At 65.1% G+C, this 25180-nt stretch carries 24 protein-coding genes; 17 read left to right on the forward strand and 7 right to left on the reverse strand.

The window, feature by feature from the left end; genetic code table 11:
• Nucleotides 1-5: 5 nt before the first annotated feature.
• Together tatB and tatC are read left to right on the forward strand one after the other, a co-directional pair.
• Nucleotides 6-566, forward strand: a complete 561-nt coding sequence (tatB, locus tag ACYQ12_RS16130; RefSeq protein ID WP_459873714.1) for a Sec-independent protein translocase protein TatB — start codon at nt 6-8, stop codon at nt 564-566.
• Nucleotides 563-1345, forward strand: a complete 783-nt coding sequence (gene tatC / locus ACYQ12_RS16135) for a twin-arginine translocase subunit TatC (RefSeq protein ID WP_459873716.1) — start codon at nt 563-565, stop codon at nt 1343-1345. The genes tatB and tatC overlap by 4 nt, the downstream gene beginning before the upstream one ends.
• Nucleotides 1346-1437: 92 nt before the next feature.
• Here tatC and elbB read toward each other — a convergent pair whose 3' ends face one another.
• Nucleotides 1438-2103 carry an isoprenoid biosynthesis glyoxalase ElbB gene (elbB, locus tag ACYQ12_RS16140; RefSeq protein WP_459873718.1) on the reverse strand — a complete coding sequence of 222 codons (666 nt, stop codon included), beginning with the start codon at nt 2101-2103 and terminating at the stop codon, nt 1438-1440.
• Between the two features lie 256 nt (nt 2104-2359).
• Here elbB and hemB point away from each other — a divergent pair, with 256 nt between their 5' ends.
• Nucleotides 2360-3367, forward strand: coding sequence for a porphobilinogen synthase (gene hemB / locus ACYQ12_RS16145; RefSeq protein ID WP_459873720.1), 1008 nt, complete (start codon nt 2360-2362; stop codon nt 3365-3367).
• 42 nt (nt 3368-3409) lie between these two features.
• Nucleotides 3410-5620, forward strand: a complete 2211-nt coding sequence (gene ppk1 / locus ACYQ12_RS16150; RefSeq protein ID WP_459873722.1) for a polyphosphate kinase 1 — start codon at nt 3410-3412, stop codon at nt 5618-5620.
• Between the two features lie 140 nt (nt 5621-5760).
• On the opposite strand, the gene ACYQ12_RS16155 is transcribed toward ppk1, so the two are convergent.
• A complete protein-coding gene (locus tag ACYQ12_RS16155; protein ID WP_459873724.1) occupies nt 5761-7932 on the reverse strand; it encodes a PhoX family protein in 2172 nt (723 codons plus the stop codon).
• A gap of 377 nt (nt 7933-8309) precedes the next feature.
• Here ACYQ12_RS16155 and ACYQ12_RS16160 point away from each other — a divergent pair, with 377 nt between their 5' ends.
• The 13 genes from ACYQ12_RS16160 to ACYQ12_RS16220 all read left to right on the forward strand — a co-directional run bounded on the left by ACYQ12_RS16160 (nt 8310) and on the right by ACYQ12_RS16220 (nt 21214).
• Nucleotides 8310-9965, forward strand: coding sequence for a bifunctional UDP-sugar hydrolase/5'-nucleotidase (locus ACYQ12_RS16160; RefSeq protein WP_459873726.1), 1656 nt, complete (start codon nt 8310-8312; stop codon nt 9963-9965).
• Complete coding sequence (locus ACYQ12_RS16165; protein ID WP_459873728.1) at nt 9962-10843, forward strand: type II secretion system protein N; 882 nt, start codon at nt 9962-9964, stop codon at nt 10841-10843. Before ACYQ12_RS16160 ends, ACYQ12_RS16165 begins: the two co-directional genes overlap by 4 nt.
• Nucleotides 10840-12918: a type II secretion system secretin GspD gene (gene gspD / locus ACYQ12_RS16170; RefSeq protein WP_459873731.1), complete on the forward strand. Its 2079-nt coding sequence runs from the start codon at nt 10840-10842 to the stop codon at nt 12916-12918. The genes ACYQ12_RS16165 and gspD overlap by 4 nt, the downstream gene beginning before the upstream one ends.
• Nucleotides 12915-14438 carry a type II secretion system ATPase GspE gene (gene gspE, locus ACYQ12_RS16175; RefSeq protein WP_459873733.1) on the forward strand — a complete coding sequence of 508 codons (1524 nt, stop codon included), beginning with the start codon at nt 12915-12917 and terminating at the stop codon, nt 14436-14438. Before gspD ends, gspE begins: the two co-directional genes overlap by 4 nt.
• A gap of 68 nt (nt 14439-14506) precedes the next feature.
• Nucleotides 14507-15712, forward strand: a complete 1206-nt coding sequence (gene gspF, locus ACYQ12_RS16180) for a type II secretion system inner membrane protein GspF (RefSeq protein WP_459873735.1) — start codon at nt 14507-14509, stop codon at nt 15710-15712.
• Between the two features lie 17 nt (nt 15713-15729).
• A complete protein-coding gene (gene gspG, locus ACYQ12_RS16185) occupies nt 15730-16179 on the forward strand; it encodes a type II secretion system major pseudopilin GspG (RefSeq protein ID WP_459873737.1) in 450 nt (149 codons plus the stop codon).
• Entirely contained in the window at nt 16176-16694 is a 519-nt protein-coding gene (locus tag ACYQ12_RS16190; RefSeq protein ID WP_459873739.1) for a GspH/FimT family pseudopilin, read from the forward strand. The genes gspG and ACYQ12_RS16190 overlap by 4 nt, the downstream gene beginning before the upstream one ends.
• On the forward strand, nt 16691-17071 hold the full coding sequence (locus tag ACYQ12_RS16195; RefSeq protein ID WP_459873741.1) for a type II secretion system protein: 381 nt from the start codon (nt 16691-16693) through the stop codon (nt 17069-17071). The genes ACYQ12_RS16190 and ACYQ12_RS16195 overlap by 4 nt, the downstream gene beginning before the upstream one ends.
• Before the next feature lie 16 nt (nt 17072-17087).
• Nucleotides 17088-17687, forward strand: a complete 600-nt coding sequence (locus tag ACYQ12_RS16200) for a type II secretion system protein GspJ (protein ID WP_459873743.1) — start codon at nt 17088-17090, stop codon at nt 17685-17687.
• Nucleotides 17687-18709 carry a type II secretion system minor pseudopilin GspK gene (gene gspK / locus ACYQ12_RS16205; RefSeq protein WP_459873745.1) on the forward strand — a complete coding sequence of 341 codons (1023 nt, stop codon included), beginning with the start codon at nt 17687-17689 and terminating at the stop codon, nt 18707-18709. The genes ACYQ12_RS16200 and gspK overlap by 1 nt, the downstream gene beginning before the upstream one ends.
• Complete coding sequence (locus ACYQ12_RS16210) at nt 18706-19995, forward strand: hypothetical protein (protein WP_459873747.1); 1290 nt, start codon at nt 18706-18708, stop codon at nt 19993-19995. Before gspK ends, ACYQ12_RS16210 begins: the two co-directional genes overlap by 4 nt.
• Nucleotides 19992-20483, forward strand: a complete 492-nt coding sequence (locus ACYQ12_RS16215; protein WP_459873749.1) for a hypothetical protein — start codon at nt 19992-19994, stop codon at nt 20481-20483. The genes ACYQ12_RS16210 and ACYQ12_RS16215 overlap by 4 nt, the downstream gene beginning before the upstream one ends.
• Entirely contained in the window at nt 20480-21214 is a 735-nt protein-coding gene (locus tag ACYQ12_RS16220) for a hypothetical protein (protein WP_459873751.1), read from the forward strand. Before ACYQ12_RS16215 ends, ACYQ12_RS16220 begins: the two co-directional genes overlap by 4 nt.
• Before the next feature lie 14 nt (nt 21215-21228).
• Here ACYQ12_RS16220 and ACYQ12_RS16225 read toward each other — a convergent pair whose 3' ends face one another.
• The 5 genes from ACYQ12_RS16225 to ACYQ12_RS16245 form a co-directional block, all read right to left on the reverse strand.
• On the reverse strand, nt 21229-21738 hold the full coding sequence (locus ACYQ12_RS16225) for a DUF3087 family protein (protein ID WP_459873754.1): 510 nt from the start codon (nt 21736-21738) through the stop codon (nt 21229-21231).
• A 29-nt stretch (nt 21739-21767) separates the two neighbouring features.
• The gene (locus ACYQ12_RS16230; RefSeq protein WP_459873756.1) at nt 21768-22832 is read right to left on the reverse strand and encodes a 3-deoxy-7-phosphoheptulonate synthase; all 1065 of its coding nucleotides are present in this window, start codon (nt 22830-22832) and stop codon (nt 21768-21770) included.
• A gap of 611 nt (nt 22833-23443) precedes the next feature.
• On the reverse strand, nt 23444-23569 hold the full coding sequence (locus ACYQ12_RS16235) for a hypothetical protein (RefSeq protein ID WP_459873758.1): 126 nt from the start codon (nt 23567-23569) through the stop codon (nt 23444-23446).
• An 89-nt stretch (nt 23570-23658) separates the two neighbouring features.
• Nucleotides 23659-24372 (reverse strand): dihydromonapterin reductase, encoded by a 714-nt coding sequence (gene folM / locus ACYQ12_RS16240; RefSeq protein WP_459873760.1) that lies wholly within the window; start codon nt 24370-24372, stop codon nt 23659-23661.
• Nucleotides 24369-25175 carry an NAD(P)H-flavin reductase gene (locus ACYQ12_RS16245; RefSeq protein WP_459873762.1) on the reverse strand — a complete coding sequence of 269 codons (807 nt, stop codon included), beginning with the start codon at nt 25173-25175 and terminating at the stop codon, nt 24369-24371. The genes folM and ACYQ12_RS16245 overlap by 4 nt, the downstream gene beginning before the upstream one ends.
• Nucleotides 25176-25180: the final 5 nt, after the last annotated feature.

The raw sequence follows: 25180 nt of genomic DNA on the forward strand, positions 1-25180 counted from the left end.
CCCCTATGTTCGATATCGGTTTTCTCGAACTGATGCTGATCGGCATCGTCGGGCTATTGGTGCTGGGCCCCGAACGGCTGCCCAAGGCCGCCCGCACCACCGGGATGTGGATCGGCAAGATCAAGCGTAGCGTCGCCGGCATCCAGCGCGAGATCAACGCCCAGCTCGAGGCCGAGGAGCTGCGTCAGAAGCTTGCCGAGCAGCAGAAGAAACTCGATGCCGGACTCGCCAAGGCACGTGCCGAGGTGGAGCGTCAGGTTGAAGCTCCGCCTCGCTCCTCGGCTGTCGACAAGCCGGTCCAGGCTTCGGGCACGGTATCCCGCGAGGCCGACGCATCTCCCGATACCCCTGCGCCACCGCGCGGATACGGCGCCCCCGTCGAAACCGCGGCCCTGACCGGCCAGCAGAAGCGGAGCAGGGCTTTTGAAGAGAGTCCGGTTCCTGAAGAGAGCCCGGCTTCCGACGACAACCGGATGTCCGGAGACGACCGAGCGCCAGAGCCCAGCGAACGTCCCAGGTCGCCTGAGAACGCTTCCGCCGACGACAAGGACGCCTCATCCCGATGAGTGACACCTCTTCGCCCCACACGCCCCAGGAGCCCCCCCAGGCCCCGTTGATCGAACACCTGATCGAACTGCGTTCGCGGTTGATGAAGGCGGTCATCGTGGTGCTGGTGATCTTCGTGGGGCTATATGCCTTTTCCAATGACATCTACCGCTTCGTGGCGGACCCGCTGATGGCGCTGCTGCCGGCAGGCTCGCAGATGATCGCCACCGAAGTGGCATCGCCCTTTCTCGCGCCCTTCAAGCTGACGCTGGTGGTGGCGGTGTTCGCCTCGATCCCCTTCATCCTGCACCAGGCCTGGGCATTCATCGCGCCGGGACTCTATGAACACGAGAAGCTGCTCGCCCTGCCGTTACTGGCCTCCAGCATCGCGCTCTTCTACGGCGGGGCCGCCTTCGCCTATTTCGTGGTATTTCCGTTGCTGTTCGACTTCTTCGTGCATACCGGCCCGGAGAACATCGCCATCATGACGGACATCAACCAGTACCTGAATTTCGTGCTCAAGCTGTTCTTCGCCTTCGGTGTGGCCTTCGAGATCCCCATCGCCACCTTCCTGCTGATCTGGACCGGCGCAAGCAGCGTCGAGAGCCTGTCCAAGAAGCGCCCCTACGTGATCCTCGGCTGCTTCGTGATCGGCATGCTGCTGACCCCGCCGGACGTCATCTCGCAGAGTCTGCTGGCCGTGCCCATGTGGCTACTGTTCGAGGTGGGTATCCTGTTCGCGCGTCTGGTGCGGCGCCGAAAGCACACAGACGGTACCGACGAGACGGCTCCGGACTGAGCCCGCGATCTGTTCTCCAAGCTCTTCCCCTTACGACAAAGCCCTGCGAATGCAGGGCTTTGTGCTCTCTCATGCCCGGTTTTGGCGGGCGGTCACTCCGCGCCGATCATGTCATCGAGGCGATCGACCAGCTTGAAGATACCGGCGGCCGCCTCGCTGAGGCGTCCGGCGAGCATGTAGGCCGGCGTGGTGACGACCTTGTGTTCGCGATCCACCACGATATCATCCACCGCACAGCTCTTGTGCAGTCCCCCCATGGCACTGATCGCCCCCGAGACGGCGGCATCCTGGCCCACGGTGACCGGGACGACCTCGTCGAACAGCCGGGGCACCATGACCGGTGCGATGCACATCAGCCCGATGGGCTTGCCCGCCTGACGAAAGGCGCCAAGCTTCTCCTTGAGCAGCGGCAGCACTTGCATCTCGGCACCGGCCATTGCGAAATCGGACAGTGTCTTGGCGGCGCCGAAGCCCCCCGGCAGCACCACGCCATCGAAGGCGTCGGGGTCGAGACTGTCCAGTGCATCGATCTCGCCGCGTGCCAGACGCGCAGCCTCGGTGAGAGCGTTGCGGCTTTCGCCTTCAGCGACCTCGCCCGTACGGTGGTCGACGACATGGTACTGCGCGATATCCGGAGCAAAGCAGCGATAGGAGATATTGCGCTGGTCCAGACGCAGCAGTGTCAGCGTCGTTTCGTAGATCTCCGAGCCGTCATAAACGCCACACCCGGAAAGAATCACCGCTACCGTCTTCTTCATGCTTCCTGTCTCCTGGCGTCGGCCCTGATGCCGGGCGCTTCACCGTCAATGGCGGAAACCTCATACTCTAGAGAGTCACGACCCAAGCGACAACCAAGGCATGCGACAAGCGCCCGCAGTTAACCTTCGGCACTCCCTGATATACTGGAGGTTTCGCAAGCTCGTTGTCACATCCAAGCCAGCTGTCACATCTTTGTCATGTCGCCGCTGCATACTCTTTCGCAGCGGTCGAGTCTGGCACGACCGGAGAAATATCGTGAGCTATTCCCCCTCTCGTCAGTATCCCAACACCCGTCTGCGTCGCATGCGCAAGGACGATTTCTCGCGCCGCCTGATGCGCGAGTCAACGTTGACGCCCGCAGACCTGATCCTGCCGGTCTTCGTGCTCGATGGCGAGAACCGCCGCGAAAGCGTGCCTTCCATGCCGGACGTGGAGCGGCTCTCCATCGATCTGCTGATCGAGGAGGCCCGCGAGGTGGCGGCGTTGGGCATTCCCGCCCTGGCCCTGTTCCCGGTCGTGGATGCCAGCCTGAAGACGGAGTTTGCCGAAGAGGCCTACAACGCCTCGGGCCTGGTGCAGCGCAGCGTGCGCGCCCTGAAGGACGCCCTTCCCGAGCTCGGCATCATCACCGACGTGGCGCTGGACCCCTACACCGTTCACGGCCAGGACGGCATTCTCGACGAGCGCGGCTACGTACTCAACGACCGCACCGTCGATACCCTGATCAAACAGGCGCTGTCACATGCCGAAGCGGGTGCCGACATCGTCGCGCCCTCCGACATGATGGATGGCCGCATCGGCGCGATCCGCCAGGTACTCGAGCAGGAACGTCTGCACAACACGCGGATCATGGCGTACTCGGCCAAGTATGCCTCGCGCTACTACGGCCCGTTCCGTGACGCGGTCGGCTCGAGCGGCAATCTGGGCAAGGCCGACAAGACCACCTACCAGATGGATCCCGCCAACAGCGACGAAGCGCTCCACGAGGTGGCGATGGATCTTGCCGAGGGTGCCGACATGGTGATGGTCAAGCCGGGCATGCCCTATCTGGACGTGGTGCGACGCGTCAAGGACGAACTGCGGGTGCCGACCTTCGCCTACCAGGTCAGCGGCGAGTACGCCATGCATATGGCGGCGTTCGAGAAAGGCTGGCTGGACGCCGACGGCATCGTTCTAGAATCACTGATGTGCTTCAAGCGGGCCGGCGCCGACGGAGTGCTGACCTATTTCGCCAAGCGTGCAGCCCGGCTGCTCAATCAATAACGGGCGGGAGAACGACGCTTCCCGCCAGACAAGGAGTCTTGTATGGAAGAGTCGCGTGGACAAGCGTCGTCACCGGAGCAGGATGACGGTACGGAATCCCTGAATACGGAATCCGTCAACGATACCCCTCCCCTGCGGGTCAACCGGACCCGCACGGGAGTCCGGGCCAAGACGGCGCCCTCGGAAGCCGATCTGGATGCGCCCGGGCTCTACTTCAATCGCGAGCTCTCGACCCTGCAGTTTCACATCCGCGTGCTCGAGCAGGCGCTGGACACCTCGCATCCCCTGCTCAACCGCCTGATGTTCCTGCTGATCTTCTCGTCCAACCTCGACGAGTTCTTCGAGATCCGGGTCGCCGGGCTCAAGCATCGCATCGCCTTCCATCATGAGGAAGCGGGAATCGATGGAATGCGCCCGACCCAGGTGCTCGATGAGATCTCCCGCATCGTCCACGAGCAGGTCGAGCGCCAGTACCGCATCCTCAACGAGGTGCTGATTCCCGAACTCACCCGGGAAGGCATCCATTTTCTGCGTCGGGATGTCTGGAACGATGCGCAGAAGACCTGGGTCCGGGAGTACTTCGAAGAGGAAATCATGCCGGTCATCAGCCCGATCGGCCTCGATCCCTCCCACCCGTTTCCACGGCTGGTCAACAAGAGCCTGAACTTCATCGTCGAACTCGAGGGCAAGGACGCCTTCGGTCGCGAGGGCGGGCTGGCGATCCTGCCGGCACCGCGTTCGCTGCCGCGCCTGATCCGAGTGCCGGAGCACCTCGGGCAGGCGGGGCGCGATGAGTTCATCTTCCTCTCCTCGATGATTCATGCCCATGCTGGCGAACTCTTCCCGGGCATGGTCATCAAGGGTTGCTACCAGTTCCGCCTGACGCGCAACGCCGACCTGACGGTCGATACCGAGGAGATTTCCGATCTCGCCTCGGCCCTGCGAGGCGAACTGCTGGCGCGGCGCTACGGCGACGGGGTACGCCTCGAGGTGGCCAGCAACTGTCCGGCTCACCTGACCGACTTCCTGCTTCAGCAGTTCAAGCTCGATAGCCGCGATCTCTATCAGGTCGACGGCCCGGTCAATCTCAGCCGGCTGATGGAGATGATCGGCGATTCGGGGCGTGCCGACCTGCTCTATCAGCCATTCACACCGGGCCTGCCCAAGGCGCTGCGCAGCGGTAACGACAGCCTCTTCGACCTGATCCGTCAGGAAGATATCCTGCTTCATCACCCGTTCCAGTCGTTCTCTCCCGTCGAGGGCCTGCTGACCGAAGCGGCCTGCGACCCGCACGTCCTCGCCATCAAACAGACGCTGTACCGCACCGGCGCCGACTCACCGATCGTCAGCGCTCTGGTCGATGCCGCGCGCAACGGCAAGGAGGTGACGGTGGTGATCGAGCTGCGCGCCCGCTTCGATGAAGCCGACAACCTGGCCCTGGCCTCGCGGCTGCAGGAAGCCGGCGCCATCGTCATTTACGGGGTGATGGCCTACAAGACGCACGCCAAGATGCTGCATATCGTCCGTCGCGAGAAGGGCGAACTGTGCTATTACGCCCATCTGGGCACCGGGAACTACCACTCCAAGACCGCCAAGCTCTATACCGACTACAGTCTGCTTACCGCCAACGAGACCCTGTGCGAAGACGTGCACCGGGTCTTCCAGCAGCTCTCGGGGATGGGCAGGCCCCGCGATATCACGATGCTGCTGCATGCCCCCTTCGTGCTCCATGGCAGACTCATGGACATGATCGCCCGCGAGGCCAAGTTCGCCGAGAAGGGCAGGAAGGCGCACCTGATCATCAAATGCAATTCGCTGACCGAGCCCCGACTGATTCGGGCCCTCTATCGGGCCTCGCAGGCCGGCGTGCAATGCGACTTGATCATTCGCGGCATGTGCTGCCTGCGTCCCGGCGTGCCGGGGGTGTCAGACAACATTCGCGTACGCTCGATCGTCGGCCGCTTCCTCGAGCACACCCGGGTCTTTCATTTTCACAACGACGGCAAGCCGGAAATCTGGGCCTCCAGCGCCGATTTCATGGAACGCAACATGTTCCACCGTGTGGAGACCTGCTTTCCGGTTCTCGACAGGAAACTCGCCCAGCGGGTACGCAAGGACCTGGAAACCTACCTCGTCGACAACTGCCAGAGCTGGCTGCTGCAGGAAGATGGCAGTTATCACCGGCCGTCCTGCGGCGATGCGGCACCGATCAGCGCTCAGGAGACCCTGCTCTACGCCTATGCCACGACCTAATCTGGACCTGATGGACCTGCGCGCCATGTAGCGTCACCGGATAGATAGCCCCCTGTGAGATGACGCTCCACGAAAAAGGCCCTTACCTTGGTAAGGGCCTTTGGGTTTCATGACACCGCAAGCGGCGCCGTGGCGTCAGACTACACGCCGACCTGGCCGCCATCGGCCTTCTGGATGACCACGGTAGAAGCCCGCGGGCGCACATCGCCGCTGGTCGCGACGGTGGCGTCCTGCACGGAGGCATCCGGATTGGCCGGCCAGTTGCCGGGATGCTGAATGTTGATGAACAGCGCGGTCCTGTCCGGCGTGGCAAAGATCCCGGTGACCTCGCAGCCGTTCGGTCCCACCGCGAAGCGCTTGAGCTGCGCCTGATCGCTGGGGTCGATCACCGCAGCATCACCTTCGCTCAGGCTGACCGAGCTGGGCACCACGGCCAGGAGCTGATCATTGGTGTAGTCGGCCACCGCATTGCCGCTGTTGTCGGTCTCGATCCACAGAATGCCCTCGCCGTCGCCACGGTCGTCATACCACAGGCCGTCGGGGCTGGCGAACTGATTGAGCTCGGTCAGACCGGACAGGTTGTCGGTGGCGGATGCCGCGGCACCGAAGACGAACACCTCCCATTCGAACGACGTGGCACTGGCACTGCCCTCGCGCCAGCGGATGACCTGCCCTCCCTCGTTGTCGGGACGCGGGTTGGGGCCATTGACCGGCGCGGTGGCGTAGCCCACGCCCAGCGCCTCGATGCTGCTGCCGTCCTCGGTGAAGGTCGGCTGCGTGCCTTCCTCGGTACGCTTACTGTTGTTGGTCAGGGTCATGTAGACATCACCGGAGACGGGATCCACGGTCCCCCACTCGGGGCGGTCCATGGGCGTCGCGCCCATCAGATCGGCAGCATCGCAAGTGTGAATGATCACTCCGGCCTGATCGCCTGCCGCCAGACCCAGCGCCTGGGCCAGGGTCCGGCCATCGGGTGTCTGAGCGTCGGGGGTCAGCGGCAGCCATTCGCCGCTGCCGTCGGCATTGAACCTGGCCACATACAGCGTGCCTTCGTCCATGTACTTGGCACCGATTGCCAGACGGTCGTAGTTGCCACCGGCCCGGTTGGCATCACTCGGGTCCCAGGTCGCGTCGGAAACGAACTTGTAGATGTATTCGTTGCGTGAGTCATGACCGGAATAGAACACCACCGGCTCGCCCTCGACCAGCTTGCCCGGCCAGCAGCCCTCGTGGCGGAAACGCCCCAGGGCGGTACGCTTGACGGCACGGGTGTTGGTATAGGGATCGATCTCGACGATGTAGCCGAAGGTGCGGGGCTCGTTGCGGTAATCGTCGCTGGCGCTGGCGCCTGTCGGCGTGTTGTTGAAGCGCGCGAATTCGCCATTGACTTCGCTGGCATCGCCCGCCGCCGTTTCCCAGCCGTAGCGTCCCCGTCCTTCCTCGATGCCCAGGCGGTCGTCATCGATGTTACGCCCGGAATCCTTGACGAAGTATCCCGGCCAGTTCTCCTCGCAGGTCAGGTAGGTTCCCCAGGGCGTGTAGCCGCTGGCGCAGTTGTTGTTGGTGCCGCGCGTCAGGGTACCGTCAGGCGAATAGGCGGTCACCACGTACTCGCTGGCGCGAACGGGACCTGCCAGTTCCATCTCGGTGGCGCTGGTGTAGCGGCGGTTGTAGGGCGAATTGGGGACATGCGTCCAGGTACCGTCGGCCTGTCTCTGCACGCGCACCACGGTGACGCCGTGGGCATTGATCTCGGTGCGCACCTCGTCGGCAGGACGACTGCCCTGACTGGCGTTGGTCGGGCCGCCCTGCGGTGCCCATAGCGCTTTCTGGTCGATGTATTCGTTGTTCAGGACCAGCAGGAAGTCCGTCGAGGCATTCGCCTCGTCCAGCGGAAAATGGTACATGCCGTCATGGTGCATGCCGACGCTGTTGGCCTGAAACTCGGGAGTGACGGCCAGGTTCTCGTTCCAGTCGGCGGCCATGTTGTTGAGCGGCGTGCCCCAGGGAACCAGCACCTGCGCCGTGTAACCTTCCGGCACCACGATGGCATCGGTACGCGAGCCGCGCACGGCTTCGAAGGCCAGCGCCAGCGGAGTCTTCTCCGGTGTGTCGCCGACGTTTCCGGATCCGCCATCCTTATCGTTGTCACTGCAACCACTCAGCCCGAAGCCGCCCAGGACGGTCAGCGCCGCGAGGCCCAGGCCGCCCTGCATGATGTGACGACGCGAGACGTACTTGTCGAGAACGGAAGAAAAGGGCTCGTTGCCACTGCCGTTCAGGATGCGATGGTCTTCTATTTCCTTGCTCATGGTTCCCTCGGTATGTGCCGGTTGAAGTAACGGTCGAATCACGGATCAGCTAGCCGAGGCAAACATTAGGGGCGATAAATGACAGCTTTATTAACGAATTAATTTACCCAGGCCGTTTCGTTGCCATCACGAAACCGTCACATTCCGGTCACTAAAATGCCCCCCCAGTGTCATCGATGCCCGGCAGGTGCGCTCAAGCCGCAGCGCCTCGATCGATATCACAAGGCAAAGGCCGGCATGACAAGACAACGGTAACAGGGGCGACCGACGGTATGGCGTGGTGCACTTCCCGACGCAATCTTCCGACACATTCAGCCGCCGCGGGCAAGGTATCGTCCCCTGCCCGGCGTCGTGCCCTGCAGCTCACGGGGTTGGGCATGCTGACACCCTGGTTCGTCGGTTGCGCCGCTACGCCTGGCGGCTTCGGTCCACGCCCCCGAGCCGACGCGTCCCGGGTCGAGCTGCTCTATTATGCCGACACCCTGGATACGCGTGACCCCGCCTACCCCGTGGTGCCTGCCACTCGCCTGGGTCCGGTGCAGTGCCTGGGACAAGCGCCCTGGGCGACCGCCGCCAGCGTAACAGCGCTGACCGGTCCACTGGACGCCGCCACTCAGGCCCTGACCGATCCTCACCTGGCCACCCGGCAACGCTTCGGCGGTTATGCCGTGCTGGCCTCATGCCTGACGGGCCTGCGCGAATCGCTTGGCGCGTCAAACACATTGACGCTGGAAAATGGCCAGTGCTGGAACGGCAGCGGCATGGCACATCTCACCCAGGGGCGTGCCGGCGTGGCCGGCAGTCATTTGCTGGGAGCCGAGGCGCGGGTGAGCAGTGACGAGCGGATCATCTGGCCACAGGCGTGCGACGCTCTCTATCGCGAGTTCGCCGCGCCGGTGCTTGGCGCATTGAGCGAGACGCAGCATTCATCCGGCAGCGTCGAGCCGATCGCGTACTTCGAGCGTGGCGGCGCGCGTGTCGCCGTGGTCGGCATCACCGACCCCTACGCGCACGACGAGACGCGTGCGCTGGACATGTGGTACGCCGCCGCCGCCGAACAGGTCGGCCAGGCCCGCGAACAGGCCGACCTGGTGGTGGTCCTCGCCGATGTCGGTACCGGGGCAGGCCTGTGGCTGGCCGAGCGCCTGGACGGTGCCGATGTACTGCTGTGCGCACGGGGCCAGGACTTCTGGCCACAACTGATTCCGGTGATGCAGGCCGATGGGCGGCAGCTACCGGTCTGCCTGCCGGGAACCCGCGGCGTAGGCGTGTTCCAGCTGAGCTGCACGGTACGCAGCGGACAGTGGCAGATCGAGGCCCGCTTCCATCCCGCCCTGCGGGAAACGTTGAGTGCACCGGCACGCCAGCAGGCCGTTCAATTGCAACGGCAGCTCGACGCGGCGCGCGCGCCCTACGCCGACTGGCTCGATCGGCCGCTGGCCGTGGCGCCGGACTGGTTATGGCGCCGTGACGTAGTCGGCGGCAGCTGGGATGGCCTGATCAGCGCGGCATTGCGACAGGGCGGTCCGGATCAGCCGTCTTCGGCCCCGAACACCTCGATACCGACACTGTCGCCGGGGCTGCGCTACGACGTGATCGTTGCCCCAGGCGAGCCGATTACCCGCAATCATCTGATTGCTCTGAGTGGCGGCCATGCCGCACCGGTCTTTGCGCTCGACACCACCAGCGCTGACATCCAGGCGTTGCTCGAGCGCGCCAGCGACCAATCCTTCGGCCAGCCGTTGCTGCTCGACACCGCTCAGGACCTGCCCAGGCTCGACGGCATCGCCTGGCGCTGCCGTTACAGTGCCGAGACCGGGCAGCGCATCTCCATGGCCGAGACCGGCGCGAGCCGGCTGATGACCTGGAGCATTCGCCCCGACGCTACCGCCGGTGAGCCGCTCTGGCAACGTATGGAGCGCTACCTGAGCGGCCGGGACGCACACTGGACCCTGCCACCGCGTCCCGAGGCTTCGCTAAGCTTCGTCGACGGCCATCCCGGCTGGCATCCCGAAGCCCGTCTCGGCTCATGAATACGCTACGCTCCCTGTTCGCGCCCCCTGTACGGCTGAACCCGATAGGGCACTGGCTGGCCTGGTGCCTGCTGGCCTGGCTGAGCGCTCGGGTGATCGCCGATGGCGCCAGCCTGGCCTGGCGCCTTACCCACCCTTCATCAGTGACAACACCGGTCTATGTCCCGCCCGCAGCAGCGTTACCGGTCACGGGCGACACGCTATGGCAGAGCGATCTTCCTGCCCAGGGGCCAGCGTTACCGCTGACCCGCCTGCCGCTGACCATCGTCGGCGTGGCGCGCGGCATGCCTCTGGACCGTTCGGTGCTCATTCTCGGTACGCCAAAAGGCCAGCAGGTGGTGACGCTGGGCGAGCGCATCGACGATCAGGTGCGCCTCGTCGATATCACCTCCGAAGGCTTGATCCTCGATAACCGTGGGCGCCAGGAGCGCCTGCCATGGCCGCAAACCCAACCTGCCAGCCAGGATGCCATCGTCGCCGAGGCATCGCAGCCTGTGGCCTCTCCGAGTTCCTCGGGTAATGTCGAGACGACGCCAGTCGACTGGCCAGACAAGGCGTTCACGGCCCGCTTCGGCGAAGACTACCGACAGTCGCTGTTCAACGACCCCACGCCGCTGCTGCGCTATTTCCAGGCGGCTCCGGTGCTCGAGGGTCAGCGGCTCAGGGGATATCGCTTGCGCCCCGGTGCCGATCCCTCATTGTTCGAGGCCCTGCGGCTGGAGAGCGGCGACGTACTCACGGCTATCGAAGGGCACGCCATCCGCGAAGGCGACGCCCTCGCCCTGTTTCAGGAACACCTGCTCCAGACCCGTTCGTTACACGTCCAGTTGCAGCGCGACGGACACCCGATCACGTTGAAAGTGGAGTTCTCCTCATGACGATCCGACACGCGTTCGCCGCCTTCCTGCTGACGGCGGCCGTTTCGTCGGCGCTCGCCCAGTCAATCGATCCCGCCATCAACGAGAGCGCCGCGCCGCGCTACGAGATCGATTACAACGATGTCAGCCTGCAGGAATTCATCGACAGCGTGGGGCGCATCACCGGCAAGCATTTCATCGTCGACCCCCGGGTGCGCGGCAACATCAGCCTGGAAAGCCAGCGCGGCCTGAGCGCCGACGAACTCTATCGCGTGTTCCAGAACCAGCTGCAGATCAACGGCTACGCCACGGTCGAACTCGGCGACGGACAGGTGCGCATCGTACCCGACCAGGTGGCCCGCACCCAGCCGCTGCCACTGGGCAGTGAAACCGACAGTGGCAACGTCATGGCCACCCAGGTGATCGAGACCCAACACCTGGATGCCGCGACCCTGGCCAGCATTCTTCAACCCCTGGTCGACTCTCGCGTCGGCACGCTTACGCCGTACCCGGACAGCAACATGGTGGTCGTCACCGACTGGCGCGACAACCTGCAACGCCTGACCCGCCTGGCCACACTGCTCGACAGCAACCGCGATACCGGCGCCGAGGTGGTGTCGCTCGACTTCGCCGATGCCGAGGAACTCGCCGAGACCGTCGGCAGCGCCATCCAGGACGAAGGCGGCAATACTCGCGTGATCGCTGCGCCCCGCGCCAATGCTCTGGTGGTATTCGGTACCCAGCGCGATCGACAGCGCGCCCAACGCCTGATCGCCGCCCTCGACAAGCCCAGCGAGAGCCAAAGCACCAATACTCGGGTCATCTATCTCAATCACGCCAGCGCCGAGACCGTCATCGAGGTGCTGCGTAGCCTGCGCGACGGGGGCGGCTATGTCTCCAGCATCGAAACGACCGAGTCCGACACCCGCAACGTGATGGGCATCCCGGTCGGTGCCGAGAACGTCTCGCCGGGTGACACGGCCTCGGCGCTGGGCAACGGTGGCCTCACTGCCCGAACCCTGCGCGTGTCCGGTAACGACAACGTGGCCTTCGCCGTGCACCCCTCGACCAACGCCCTGGTGCTGACCGGCCCGCCCTCGCAGCTCGACGCCTACGAAAGCATCATCGAGCGCCTCGACATTCGCCGCGCTCAGGTCGCCGTGGAGGCGATCATCGCCGAGATCAGCGAATCGCGGGCGCGCGAGCTTGGCGTGCAATGGCTGTTCGCCGATACCAGCGGCAGTGGCACCTTTCCCGTCGGCGGCGTCAATTACTCCACGTCATCGTCACCAGGCATCAACCAGCTCGCCGCCGCCGTGGCCTCCGACGACACCAGCGCGCTGGGATCGCTGCTCGGCAGCCTCAACGGCGTCACGCTGGGTGTCGGCAGACTCAGCGATAGCGGTATCAGCTTCGCGGCCCTGCTCAACGCCCTGCGCAGCGACTCCGATACCAATCTGCTGTCCACGCCGTCGCTGACCACCCTCGACAATGCCGAGGCCTACATCCTGGTCGGTCAGGAAGTGCCTTTCGTGACCGGCTCGACCACCGTCGACAACGCCAACCCCTACCAGACCATCCAGCGCGAGGACGTGGGCATCAGTCTGCACATCCGCCCCTCCATCAGCGCCGACAACACCATTCGCATGGAGATCACTCAGGAGGTCTCATCGATTGCCGACAACGTCGCCGCCAGCGATGTGGTCACCAACAAGCGCGAGATCGAGACCACCGTGCTCGCCCAGGACGGCGGCATCATCGTGCTGGGCGGCCTGATCAGCAACCAGAGCAGCAATACCCGCCAGCAGGTGCCGCTACTCGGCGACATCCCGCTGCTCGGCAACCTGTTCCGCTATTCGGCCCGTTCCAACGAGAAGCAGAACCTGATGGTGTTCATCCGCGCCCGCGTGCTGCGCGACGCCCAGACTCTCAATGCCGCCACGGCGGAGAAGTACCGCTTCATGCGGGCCCAGCAACTGCTCAACGATTTCGATACCGACCAAACCCTGCCGGAACTGGACGTTCAGGGCACCAGCCTGTCCCTGAACAGCCTCTATCCGTCGGCGCGCAACCGACTGGGAGCCCTGGCCCCATGAACGCATTGCTAGACAGCCTCCCAGTGGCTTCACCAGTCCCGGAGCTGAAGGATCCTCGCAGCGAGAAGCTGTTGCCTTATCGTCTGGCGAGGCGTGCCGGGGCCGCCATCGAATGGCGCGACGCGGGGTACCATCTGTTCTGCCGCGAGGAGGTGGATATCGTCACCTTGCAGGAGATCCAGCGCGTGCATGGCGACCCGTTGAGCTGCGAGTGGCTGAGTGACGACGCCTTCGACAGCCGGCTCGGGCGTCTCTACGATGCCAGCCGCGCCAGCACCGAAGCCCTGATGGAGGGACTCGCCGAGCATGTCGACCTCGACCATCTGCTGCAGGAACTGCCGCGCACCGAGGACCTGCTCGACGCCGAGAACGAGGCGCCGGTCATCCGCCTGATCAACGGCATCTTCTCCGAGGCCCTGCGCCTGGAAGCCTCGGACATTCACGTCGAACCCTTCGAACACGAACTGTCGGTGCGGCTACGTGTGGACGGGGCGCTACGCGTCGCGCTGCGCCCGCCACGCGTGCTGGCGCCGATGCTGATCTCGCGCATCAAGGTCATGGCCAAGCTGGATATCGCCGAGAAACGCCAGCCCCAGGACGGGCGCATCACCGTACGCACCGCCGGGCGCCATGTGGACATTCGCGTCTCGACGCTACCCGGCATTCACGGCGAGCGCGTCGTCATGCGCCTGCTCGACAAACAGGCCTCGATGCTCGACCTGAACGCCATCGGCATGCCCGAGCGCATGCTCGCGGCCTACCGGGCGACCCTGGCCCGCCCCAACGGCATCCTGCTCAACACCGGTCCCACCGGTTCGGGCAAGACCACCACACTCTACGCCAGCCTGGCGCATCTCAACGACAGCCAGCGCAATATCCTCACCGTCGAAGACCCGGTGGAATACGCCATTCCCGGTATCGGCCAGACCCCGGTCAATCCGCACGCCGGGCTGACCTTCGCCCGCGGGCTGCGCGCCATCCTGCGCCAGGACCCCGACGTGATCATGATCGGCGAGATCCGCGACGTGGAAACCGCGGCGATCGCCGTTCAGGCCAGCCTCACCGGTCATCTGGTGCTCTCCACCCTGCACACCAACAGCGCGCTGGGGGCCGTGACCCGCTTGCGCGACATGGGCATCGAGCCGTTCCTGCTCGCCACCAGCCTCAAAGGCGTGATGGCTCAGCGTCTCGTCCGGCGGCTTTGCCCGGACTGCCGACGCTGGCGGGACGTTACCACGGCCGACACGGGACGGCTCGATGGCCTGGACAGGCTCGAGCGCATCGCCGAGCCGGCCGGTTGCCAGACATGCGACCACACCGGGTTTCGTGGCCGCCTGGGCATCTACGAGTTCATTGCCATCGACGACACGCTGGCGAGCATGATCCATGACGGCGCCGCCGAATCGGACATGGCCCGGCATGCCTTCGCCACACACATGACGCTGATCCAGAGTGCCGTGAATCGGCTGCAGGCGGGGGAGACCAGCGTCGACGAGGTCCTGCGGGCGATTCATCAGTAACCGACCGAAAACTGCAACATGACTCTGGCACGCTGACGCGTGGAAAGGAAACCCAGCCTGGAAAGCCGATGCCGACCTACCGTTATCTTGCCCTGACCGCCGAGGGTACCCGCCGACGAGACGTTCTGCAGGCCGATAGCGAGCGTCAGGCGCGCCAGTTGCTGCGCGACCAGGGATTGTTCCCGCGCCAGCTGGTCCCGGTCCGCGACAAGGCAAAGAACGTCTCCCGACGCGGCCGGGTGGACAACGAAACGCTGGCGCTACTGACCCGCCAGCTGGCGACACTGATCGACGCCGGCATCCCGATCGGCGATGCCCTCGATGCGCTATCGCGGCAGACCCAGAAGGAGCGCCCTCGCGCGATGCTGCTGGACATCGTGGCCCGCGTGCGCGAGGGCTACAGCCTGGCGGACAGCCTGGGCACGCACCCGGCCACCTTCGATACGCTCTACCGCTCGCTGGTCGCCGCCGGCGAGCGGGCCGGGCGTCTTGCCCAGGTGCTGGAGCGCCTGGCCGACCACCTGGAACGGGTCCAGCAACAGCGTCAGAAGGCACGCACGGCGCTGATCTATCCGCTGGTCCTGGTGGGCGTGTCGATCGCCGTCGTCGTGGGGTTGATGACCTACGTCGTGCCCCGCCTGGCCGAACAGTTCGAGCGCTCGGACATGGCATTGCCCTGGCTGACGCGGGCATTGATTGCCTTTTCCGAATTCCTTCAGTTCGCCGGTCCGGGGCTACTGGTCGCCGGCGTACTCGGCGTCTTGGTCACGCAACGGCTATTGCGACGGCGCGCCGTGCGCCAGCGCTGGCACGCCTGGCTGCTGCGCCTGCCCCGCCTGGGCGAGCTGATCGTGCTGTTGGATACCGCCCGCCTGACGCGCACGCTGGCCATCCTCACCCGCAGCGGCATCCCCCTGCTCGATGCACTCAAGGTCAGCCGCGACACGCTCGGCAACCTGGTGATGCGAAATGCCGTCGACCTGCTGAGCGAGCGTGTTGCCGCCGGGGTCAGCCTCAATCGCGCCATGACCGAAAGCGGCCGCTTTCCGCCGACCATGCTGCACATGATCGCCAGCGGCGAGTCCAGCGGCACGCTCGACCGCATGCTGGAACGCGTGGCCGACACTCAGGAAACCACCTTCAACCGGCGCGTCGACATGGCCCTGGCGCTGTTCGAACCCGTGATGATCCTGACCATGGGCGGTGTCGTGCTGACCATCGTCCTGGCCATCCTGCTCCCGATCATGCGCCTCAATGGCGCCATGCAATATTGAACTGCCGAGGAAAGCCCATGACACGCTCTCGCCCTTCCCGCTCCTCCCGCCGTCAACGCGGCTTCACTCTGCTGGAGATCATGGTGGTGATCTTCATCATCGGCCTGCTGGTCGCCATCGTCGCGCCCAATGTGCTCAGCAACCAGGACGACGCCATGCAGCAGAAGGCGCGCGCCGACCTGTCGACGCTGGAGCAGGCCTTGGACATGTACCGCATGGACAACTATCGCTACCCCTCCACCCGCCAGGGCCTGCTGGCGCTGGTCGAGGCGCCGAGCCAGGAGCCGCTGCCCAAGAACTACCGCGAAGAGGGTTACATTCGCCGCCTGCCCAGCGACCCCTGGGGCAACGAGTATCAGTATCGCAGCCCGGGCGAGAACGGCAGCGTGGACATTTACAGTCTGGGGGCCGACGGGGCGCCGGGCGGAGAAGGCCTCGATGCCGACATCGGCAACTGGATGCTATGACACCCAGGCATACCCGCGGCTTCACGCTGCTCGAGCTCCTGGTCGTCGTCGTGATCGTCTCGCTGGCGACGACGCTCAGCGTCGCCTGGCTGGGCGGCGATGATCACCGACGTCTGGACGCCGCCACCGAGCGGTTGCGCAGTGATCTGGGTCTGGCGCGTGACGTGGCCTTTCTCGACCAGCGGATCATCGGCTGGCAGGCGGACGATCAGGGTTATCGCTTCGTCACCTGGCGTTATGAACCGGACGCCGGCGTATGGCGCTGGGTGCCGCTGGAAAGCCGGCGTCTGTCGCCGCAGGCCTGGCCGATGTCACTCTCGGTGATGTCCTTCTCGGAAGAGAGCGTCTCCGCCGGCGCAGCGTCACCAGACGCCGCCGACATGCCCCGGTTGGTGTGGTGGCCCAATGGCGAAGTGATCGGCGGGCGGCTGGTCATCGGCCATGACGGCGCGCAGCGTGCCCTCGAAGTCGACGCGTTGGGCGTCTATCGGGTCAAGGAAACGGGCCGCCCATGATACGTCCCATCGGTAAACACTCAGACAACGGCTTCACCTTGCTCGAGGTCATGGTCGCGCTGTTCATCCTGGCCATCGTCGCCGTGGCGGTCAGCCAGGGCGTGCACCAGCGCACCCGAGCCAGTCTTGCCGAAGCGCAACGCGTGCCGCTGATCCTGTGCGCCCGCGCGCTGGGCAATGAGTTCACGCTGACCCGCTACTGGCCCAGCACCGGTCGCCACGAGGGGGAGTTCGATCAGGCCGGTCAGTCCTGCTTCTGGCGTTTGGACGTCGAGTCCACACCGGTGCGCAACATGCGTCGTGGCACGCTGAGCCTGTTCGAAGAGGCCGCTCGCGAACACGCCGGCCTGAGCTTCACCCTGTTCTTTTCGCCATGACTCGGCTCTTTTCGACATGACGCGCCACCCTCTGCAACGCGGTTTCACCCTGCTCGAAGTCATTGTCGCCATCGCCCTGACCGCGTTGATCGGTGTCACCGTGGCTGCGTTGGTCAACGGCGTCGTAACGACGCGTGAGCGCTTCAACGAACCACCGGCCCTACGTCAGGACGTGCGCCTCGTCCAGCTGCTCGAGCGGCGTCTGGAGGCGCTGGTCGTGCGTCCCGTACATGTTCAGGGGCAGCCGCTGCTCAACGCACCGCTCGACTACCTGCCCGACAGTCAGACGCTCGAATGGGTGGCCCAAGGGGACTGGCCGCTGCCCATCGACGACCACTACACCCGCCTGCGCCGCCAGCGGCTGGTATGGGATAGCGACAGGCATCGCCTGTGGCTGGGGTCGACGGGGCTGCTCGACGATGCCGCCACGCCGCAATGGCAGATCTCGGCCCGCCTCGATGACGTCGAGCGGGTGCAGTTCGAGTTTTATGACGGTACCCGCTGGATGGCGGCCCCTCCCGACAGGACGCTGCCGACGGGCATCCGCCTGCAGTGGTGGCGTAACGGCGCCCGCTTTCAGATGAGCGCGTTGTTGCCGTACTGGGAGGCCCCGTGATGTCGCGACAGCGTGGTGTCGCCCTGCTCATGGTACTGCTGTGCCTGGCGCTGGTCGGTATGGTCCTGGCCTCGCTGGCCGAGGATGGCCGCAACGACATCCATCGCCTGGGCTTGCTGCAGGCCGAGACTCAGGCCCGCTTCCACATTCAGGGTGCCGAGATCATCGCCCGGCGCGCCCTCACCGATGCCGCCGTGCGCCAGGCCAGCCTGTGGTGGCAGAGCCTGGCCGGCAAGCCGCTGGACTACCCCACCGACGAGGGCCGCATCCGCCTGGTGGTGCGCGACATGCGCACCTGCTTCAACCTCAACGCCCTGGCCGGTAGCCAGGCGGCGCTGGCCAGCGAGCAACTGGCCCGACTACTCGCGGATCGCCCGCCCTCGGCGCTCGGCGGCCTGACGCCGACAGCTTTCGTCGCCCGGCTCGCGGACTGGATCGATGCCGACACCCAGCCACGCGAGAACGGCCTGGATGGCGTCGATTACGCCCGTGGCTCGCCGCCGCGGGTCAGTGCCGACACGCTGTTGGCGGATCTCAGCGAACTCAATTGGCTGGAGCCGCTCGACACCGCCCGCTTCCAGACCCTGCAAGACTTATGCGTGCTGCCCGACACGGGCGCCTGGCGCCTCAATCTCAACAGCGTGCAACTGGCTCAGCTCCCCTTGCTCGAAGCGCTATTCGAAGGCCAGGTCGCGCGCGGCGATCTGATCCGCCTGATCAATGCCCGCCCGGCCATCGGCTATTCGGGAATCGACGCCGTACGCGCGCAACTGGGCGGCGACAGCGAATGGCTCGACCGCTACGGCGATCGCCTGACGCTGACCCCCGATTATGTCGAACTGGCCATCAGCGTCGAGGTCGGCGGCTATCGCTTCAATGCCCGACGCCTGCTCAAGGCGGAGGGCGTCAGTAGCTGGTCGCCCTACGCACCTGCCTCGCAGGTGCGCATCCTTTCCCGTAGCGACGACCTGAGTGCCTGGATGATGCCGCCCACTTCTTCACCCCAAGGGTCTGCCCCATGAATGCCTTGCTTCGTCCCCTGCCTCTCGGCCGGCTATGGTTGCCGTCCTCCCGGCGCGGCGCCGCCGGCTCTTCTCGCCCCAGACTCCTGTTGCTCTGCGAATCGCCCCAGCCTCCCTCGACGGAGGACGCGCCCGTCGCGGTCCACTGGATCGCGACGGGCCTGCCTGGCCACGACGAGACGGGGCGGATCGTCGACAGCGATACCGCAACGCTCGCTCGACTGGCGCAGCTCAGCCAGCAATACGACAGCGTGCTGCTGCTGAGCCCCACCGCCACCAGTCATTTCCACCGGGCGGCGCCCAAGGGGCTGCGTCAGCGCGAATGGCCGCTGCTCATCGAGGATCAGCTATGCACCGAGGGCGAGGCGCTGGAGCTGGCGGCCCTGCAACAGGGACGTGGCCACCTCGCACTGCTCGTGACCGGCCGTGAGCGACTCTTGGCATGGCAGCGCTGGCTGGCGGCGCGCGGCATCCGTACGACACACTGGGCCTCGGTCTTCATGGCCCAGCCCTCTCCGGCATCGGCCGACGAGGCCAGCGTGGTCGCCGACACCCACCACCTGATGATCAAGACCTTGGCGGCGCCACCGGCCCCGCACGCGCCCCCCGCGGAACATTGGCTGGCCTGGCCCCGCGAGTGGCAAGAACGTCTGCCCGCGGCGCTACGCGAGAAAACCTGGCATTGGCCATGGCATGACGTCGCCGACCACGTGTCCGGCACGGACTGCGTCGAACTTTTACCGCACTACGCTCGGCACTTGCCGACAACGCTGCCATCCATGCCGGGCATAAAGCCGGCCTCCCGCTCCCTGCGACACGCTCGCCTGCCTTTTTCTCGCAGCACACGCCGCCTGGCCGCGGCTATCGCGGGTTTGGCGCTGCTGCATCTCGGTGCCGTCGGCTGGCAAGGGTATCTCGACCAGCGTGCCTCGGCGGACGAGACACGGGCCCGCCTCGCAAGCCTGTTTCCCGAGGACGCCGCCTTGCCCTCTCTACAGCGGGTTCAGGATCGCCACGTCGCCCTGCAATCCCTCCAGCAACGCAATCAGTGGCTGACGGCAGCGCTCGTGCGCGTCGACCAGCAGACCCGCCCCCTGCCACTGGAGCTGACTTACCTCAATGTCACCGGTACGCAGTTGAGCCTGCGCTGGCAAGTCGACGAGGACGCTAGCCGCGACGGCTCCGAACTCGCCGAGCGTCTCGCCGGCCTGGGCGAGACCGAGTGGCAAGCCGAGACGCAGCGCCTGTCGCTGCAGATGGCAATGAATATGGAGCCGACCCCATGATGCCCGCCAAGCCTCTATTCACGACTGCACGCCAGGCCTGGCAGCGTCGTCCTGCATCGGAGCGACTGCGCCTGAGTCTCGGTGCCGGCATCAGTCTGATCCTGGCCGGCTACTTACTGATTCAGCAGGTCGATTTCGCCGGAATGGCAGGTCCGGGATCGGATGAACCACCCTCCCTGCACGACGCACGCCTGCTCGCCGCCCTTCCTCCTGTCACGACGATGACTGCCGATACCTGGCGCCAGGGAGCGCTGCATCACTCCCTGGTTCTGGATCACCTGGAGGCGAGCGACGATGGCTGGCGCCTGAATGGCCGTGCCGACAGCCTCGAGGCGTTTGAACGCTTCAGTACCTGGGCGGCCCAGCAGGGCTGGTGGACGCTCGACTGGGCGCTTGCGCGAGACGATGAGGCCGGCCTGGCGTTCGAGATTCGCTTTGCTGCCCAACTCGAACGCGAACCGGCCATGCCCGAGGAGGCGACGCCATGACACGCTGGTTATTACGTGGCCTTGTGGCAACGTCCGTCGCGCTGGTCTTTCTCGTCACGCTGACGCTCTACTGGCCACTGCCCGTACTGGCAAACTGGATGAAAGGCGGCCTGGGAAGCGGGGTCGGCTGGCAGAGCGTCGAAGGACACCTGCTGGCGGGTCGCATCGAGAAACTTTCCTTCGCCCGGCAAGGCGCCTTTCCCCTCGCGGCAGGCCCCATGACCTGGCAGGTGACGTGGCCGGGACGCCTCGACCTCACGCTGGGCGAGCCCGCACGGGCCTGGACGCTGACAGCGGCGCTCGATGGCCTGGCCATCGATTGGCGACTGGAGGGAGGGTCGTTGAGCGCAGTCGACACTTCGCAACTGCCGCTCGCCCCGACCGGCGACTGGCTGGGCAGGCTCGCGGTGACCACCCGGGGTCAACGCTGTATCAGTACACGGGGAGCCCTGACCAGCGATGATCTGGCGCTGCTGACACCGGATCCCATCGCGCTGGGTCAGGCACGCCTGAGCCTGACCTGTAGCGACAGCGGTGGCTATCACTGGCAACTGGCCATGCAAGACCCGCCGGGACTCGACCTGACGGCCGACGTCATGATGGCCGCGAACGGCGGGGGCGAAGGTGAACTCAACGGCCGCCTGGCCGAAGATCATCCCTTGAGGGCCTGGTGGCGAATCCTGCAACCCGATTCGACAGGCGGAGAGATTCAGCACCGCTTCGGCTGGTAAGCGCGACATCCTGCCTAACGAAAGGCATCCAGCGCCTCGAGATCAACCTCGTTGACCTGTTCCGGCAGTTGGCATTCCCTGCGAGCCTGGCGCACACGCAAGCGCTCGGCCAGGCGCTCGCTGTCATCGTCGACGGTGCGTCCGTTGAGATCGGCCAGTTGCTGCATACCTTGATGATAGAACGCCAGCAGGTCCAAGGCTTGCGGGTCGCATCGCTCGAGTCCCGCCTGACGCAATGCCGGGAGATGGGCACTGATCCGCGCCAAGTGCCGTTTGAGCTCCCAGACGTAGCGCTGGTCCCGCATCCATGGCCGATCGCGCAGTACGGCAACCACGACACTGGTCGCCAGCAACCCGAGCAGTACACCGAGAGCATTCATGCCCAGGCTGGAGCCGAAGCGGGACGTCAGCAGCTGGGAAAACAGCAACCCCAGGATAATGAACTGCCCGGCCACGATGACCGCCATGAATTTCGCCTTGCGGCGATACAGCCGGGAATCGTGGCTCTCGAAACGAATATGCATGCTCGGTAGCGTCTCCTGTTCGGCCAGAATTATCGGTCACGCAGGCGGGCTGCCGCCTCTTCCAGGAGTTCCTCGGTCATTTCCCAGCCCAGGCAGGCATCGGTGATGGAGACGCCGTAGCGACTGGCGCCAAGCGCCTGACGCCCCTCGGCGAGATGACTCTCGAGCATGACGCCGACCAGCGAGGTCTCCCCCGCCAGGCGCTGCGCGAGCACCTCGCGCATCACCTCCGGCTGGCGGCGATGATCCTTGCGCGAGTTGGCATGGCTGCAGTCGACCATGATACGCGGTGCGATACCGGCAGCCTCGAGCGCCTGGCGACAGGCCTGTACCGACGCGCTGTCGTAGTTGGGCCGACCGTGCCCTCCCCGCAGCACGACATGCGTCTGGGGGTTGCCCGGAGTTTCGATCATCTGGGGCCGGCCGTCCGCCGCCATGCCGAAGTGGCGATGAGGATGCGCCGCCGCATGCATCGCCTCGATGGCCACATCGAAGCTACCGTCCGTGCCATTCTTGAAGCCCACTGCCGCCGCAAGACCGCTGGCCAGCTCGCGATGGACCTGCGACTCGGTGGTGCGCGCACCGATGGCCGCCCAGGCCAGCAGATCCTCGAAATAGCTCGCTACCATGGGATGCAGCAACTCGGTGGATACCGGCAACCCCAGACGCATGACGTCGCGCATCAATGAACGCGACAGGGCCAGCCCCGTCGCCATGTCGTGACTGCCGTCGAGATGGGGATCGTAGACCAGGCCTTTCCAGCCGACCGTGGTGCGTGGCTTCTCCACATAGGTGCGCATTACCAGCAGCAGCCGATCCTCGACACGCCGGGAGAGTGCCGCCAGACGTTCGGCATACTCCAGCGCTGCCAACGGGTCGTGGATCGAACAGGGGCCGACCACGACCAGCAGGCGATCGTCGTGTCCCTCGAGGATGGCGCGTACGGCATTGCGCTGGCTCTGGATTCGCTGGCGCAGGACGTCGTCCAGCGGTAGATCCCGCCGCAGCTCCTCCAAGGTAGGTAGGGCGCATGAGGTACGCATCGGAGCGGTCTCGCTGGCAGCAGTCCGGGTCAGGCTCAATGGGGCGTTCATGGCGATTCTCTTCGTTCGCTTGGGCCTCTAGGGCCGGGTCGACAAACTTCGTTGCAAGGGCGTGCCGCCCGACATGCCCCGACCGGAGGCGGCGGACTGAACCGGCCGGGTGACGCTAAATCGCCAGGGGCGATAGCCATAAGCGATAGCCTGGCAATAACGCATTCCGGTCGGCAGATTCATCATTTCGACTCCTTATCGACGTTCGGTCACACCGGGTGAAAGCCCCGGCCGATATCCAAAAAACAAAACCCCCGGTCGGGTTGCCGACCGGGGGTTTCGAAACTGACGGAGGCAACCCTGGTTCAGGGCGCGCCTCGCGGGTTCAGGACCGCATCGCTGGCGCGCCGGCGCTAAACCAATACCAATAACCAAAGCCGTGATAGCCAGAACGCACCACAGCACCGCTGACTGCCGGGAAGGCAGCGTCGTGGGTGATGAGATGAGTCGATGGCTGAGGCATGAAGTATCTCCTGAAGTTATCCTCATCCTACACGGCCCGAGGTATTTGGCAACCCCGAAACGCCTCCCGGCCCCGCCGGCATGATCGCGGACACGCTTCGACGCCCGGCGCCTGCGTCACCGGTGGAGGCGCCTTGCGGATGCCAGCCTCAAGTAAAGTATTCCACCCATACGATGGTGGCCGGCAGACAGGACATGCCAACCAGCACGATCAGCCCCATTAACAGGGGAAGAAAACCGCTCTTGTCTTTGAAATTGGGATCGTATTCGGACATGGCGTCCTCCTCGGTTGTCGTGGGGATGATAGGAAACTTCGCTTCGTGCACTATTCTAGCGCGCGCTCCATGGCCTTGCAGCTCACCGTTCAGCGCAGGTGCCGACCGCCATCGACAGGGAGGACGGTCCCGGTCACATACGCATTGTCGAGCAGATAGCGCAGACTCTGATAGATGACGCCCGGCCCGGGAATCGTCTTCATCGCCGAGCGAGCCCGGACATTTTCGGCATAGGCGTCGTCATCGCCCTCGTTAAGCATGATCATCGCCGGAGCGATCGAATTGACCTGGATCGAGGGAGCGTACATCGCGGCAAAGGAGAGCGTGAGATTGTCCAGTCCGGCCTTGGTGGCGGCATAGGCGGCATACCTGCGCGAGCCCCGCTGCGCCATGTAGTCGGTCATGTGCACGATGTCGCGCTGAGGCTCCCGACAGGCCTCGAGCAGCTCACGGCAATGCAGGTTGATCAGATAGGGGGCCTGCATGTGGAGGCGAAACAGCCGCTCGAAGTCGGCGCCAGCCCCCTCGCCGCCATCGTTCGCGCTCCAGTCGCCGGCATTGTGGACGATGGCCCGCAGCGAGGACGTCTCGGCCCTGAGCCGCGCAATGAAGTCGACGATGCCGTGCTCGGTGGAAAAGTCGGCCTGCAGCGTTACCACCCCTCGCGCACGCAGAGCCGCCAATTCATCGCGTTCACGGCGATAGCTGATGATCACCGGATGGCCGTCGTCACGCAGACGCTCGGCGCAGTGGCGCCCCAGACGCTGGGCCCCGCCGGTAATCAGGATCGGCGACTGGCTCATGAATGCTTCTCCTCGTTCTCGCCCGGCGACAGCGGCGCCTGATCGGGATCGCCACCGGGCAGCGGCAGGAACGGCACACGCGGCGCATAGGCGAACACGTCGGAGAATATCCGCGTTTCATCCAACCCCATCGGCGCCAGGGTGTCGACACAGGCATAAACCATTCCCGGCGATCCGGAGATGTAGATATCGTGTCCGGAGACATCGTGCAGCCGTCGCGCCAAGGCCTCGTCCACCCGGCCATGGTGCACGTCGACACCGGGCGAGGCTTCGACCTCCTCCGGTGTCTCGATCACCAGATGCAGGTGGAAATGAGCATGCCGCGACGCCCAGCTCCGGGCCAGATCCTCGAGATAGAGATCGCGTCGCTCGCGCGCCGCCCACCACAGCTCGATGGAACGCACATGCTCGGCGGCCAGCGCAGCCTCGAGCATGGCCTTCATCTGCGCAAATCCGGTCCCCGCCGCGATCAGCAGCAACGGTCGCGGGCTGTCGAGATCCAGCACGCAATCGCCGCCGGGCATGCGCACGGTAATGGTCGTCGTCTCGTGCAGCATCTGGCGCAGCCGCACGGAGTTGGCCCGTTGCGGCCAGTGCTGGATGTGCAGTTCGATCATGCCGTCGCCCTCGTGGGCATTGGCGATCGAGAACGGCACCCAGGTCTCTTCGTCGAGCTTGAGTTCCAGATACTGTCCCGGTGCGTGGGCGAGTTCGTCCGTACGCTTGTCCAGGCGCACCCGGAAGACGTCGTCGGTCAGATCTTCCACCGCTTCGACATGGCAGGTCAGAATCCGTGCCGTCATCATGT

Source organism: Halomonas shantousis, from assembly GCF_054654615.1.

Bases quoted from the DNA above. Each gene is read 5' to 3' on its own strand.
- tatB (WP_459873714.1), top strand. From the start codon at position 6: ATGTTCGATATCGGTTTTCTCGAACTGATGCTGATCGGCATCGTCGGG.
- tatC (WP_459873716.1), top strand. From the start codon at position 563: ATGAGTGACACCTCTTCGCCCCACACGCCCCAGGAGCCCCCCCAGGCC.
- elbB (WP_459873718.1), bottom strand. From the start codon at position 2,103: ATGAAGAAGACGGTAGCGGTGATTCTTTCCGGGTGTGGCGTTTATGAC.
- ppk1 (WP_459873722.1), top strand. From the start codon at position 3,410: ATGGAAGAGTCGCGTGGACAAGCGTCGTCACCGGAGCAGGATGACGGT.
- ACYQ12_RS16155 (WP_459873724.1), bottom strand. From the start codon at position 7,932: ATGAGCAAGGAAATAGAAGACCATCGCATCCTGAACGGCAGTGGCAAC.
- ACYQ12_RS16160 (WP_459873726.1), top strand. From the start codon at position 8,310: ATGCTGACACCCTGGTTCGTCGGTTGCGCCGCTACGCCTGGCGGCTTC.
- ACYQ12_RS16165 (WP_459873728.1), top strand. From the start codon at position 9,962: ATGAATACGCTACGCTCCCTGTTCGCGCCCCCTGTACGGCTGAACCCG.
- gspD (WP_459873731.1), top strand. From the start codon at position 10,840: ATGACGATCCGACACGCGTTCGCCGCCTTCCTGCTGACGGCGGCCGTT.
- gspE (WP_459873733.1), top strand. From the start codon at position 12,915: ATGAACGCATTGCTAGACAGCCTCCCAGTGGCTTCACCAGTCCCGGAG.
- gspF (WP_459873735.1), top strand. From the start codon at position 14,507: ATGCCGACCTACCGTTATCTTGCCCTGACCGCCGAGGGTACCCGCCGA.
- gspG (WP_459873737.1), top strand. From the start codon at position 15,730: ATGACACGCTCTCGCCCTTCCCGCTCCTCCCGCCGTCAACGCGGCTTC.
- ACYQ12_RS16190 (WP_459873739.1), top strand. From the start codon at position 16,176: ATGACACCCAGGCATACCCGCGGCTTCACGCTGCTCGAGCTCCTGGTC.
- ACYQ12_RS16195 (WP_459873741.1), top strand. From the start codon at position 16,691: ATGATACGTCCCATCGGTAAACACTCAGACAACGGCTTCACCTTGCTC.
- ACYQ12_RS16200 (WP_459873743.1), top strand. From the start codon at position 17,088: ATGACGCGCCACCCTCTGCAACGCGGTTTCACCCTGCTCGAAGTCATT.
- gspK (WP_459873745.1), top strand. From the start codon at position 17,687: ATGTCGCGACAGCGTGGTGTCGCCCTGCTCATGGTACTGCTGTGCCTG.
- ACYQ12_RS16210 (WP_459873747.1), top strand. From the start codon at position 18,706: ATGAATGCCTTGCTTCGTCCCCTGCCTCTCGGCCGGCTATGGTTGCCG.
- ACYQ12_RS16215 (WP_459873749.1), top strand. From the start codon at position 19,992: ATGATGCCCGCCAAGCCTCTATTCACGACTGCACGCCAGGCCTGGCAG.
- ACYQ12_RS16220 (WP_459873751.1), top strand. From the start codon at position 20,480: ATGACACGCTGGTTATTACGTGGCCTTGTGGCAACGTCCGTCGCGCTG.
- ACYQ12_RS16225 (WP_459873754.1), bottom strand. From the start codon at position 21,738: ATGCATATTCGTTTCGAGAGCCACGATTCCCGGCTGTATCGCCGCAAG.
- ACYQ12_RS16230 (WP_459873756.1), bottom strand. From the start codon at position 22,832: ATGAACGCCCCATTGAGCCTGACCCGGACTGCTGCCAGCGAGACCGCT.
- ACYQ12_RS16235 (WP_459873758.1), bottom strand. From the start codon at position 23,569: ATGTCCGAATACGATCCCAATTTCAAAGACAAGAGCGGTTTTCTTCCC.
- folM (WP_459873760.1), bottom strand. From the start codon at position 24,372: ATGAGCCAGTCGCCGATCCTGATTACCGGCGGGGCCCAGCGTCTGGGG.
- ACYQ12_RS16245 (WP_459873762.1), bottom strand. From the start codon at position 25,175: ATGACGGCACGGATTCTGACCTGCCATGTCGAAGCGGTGGAAGATCTG.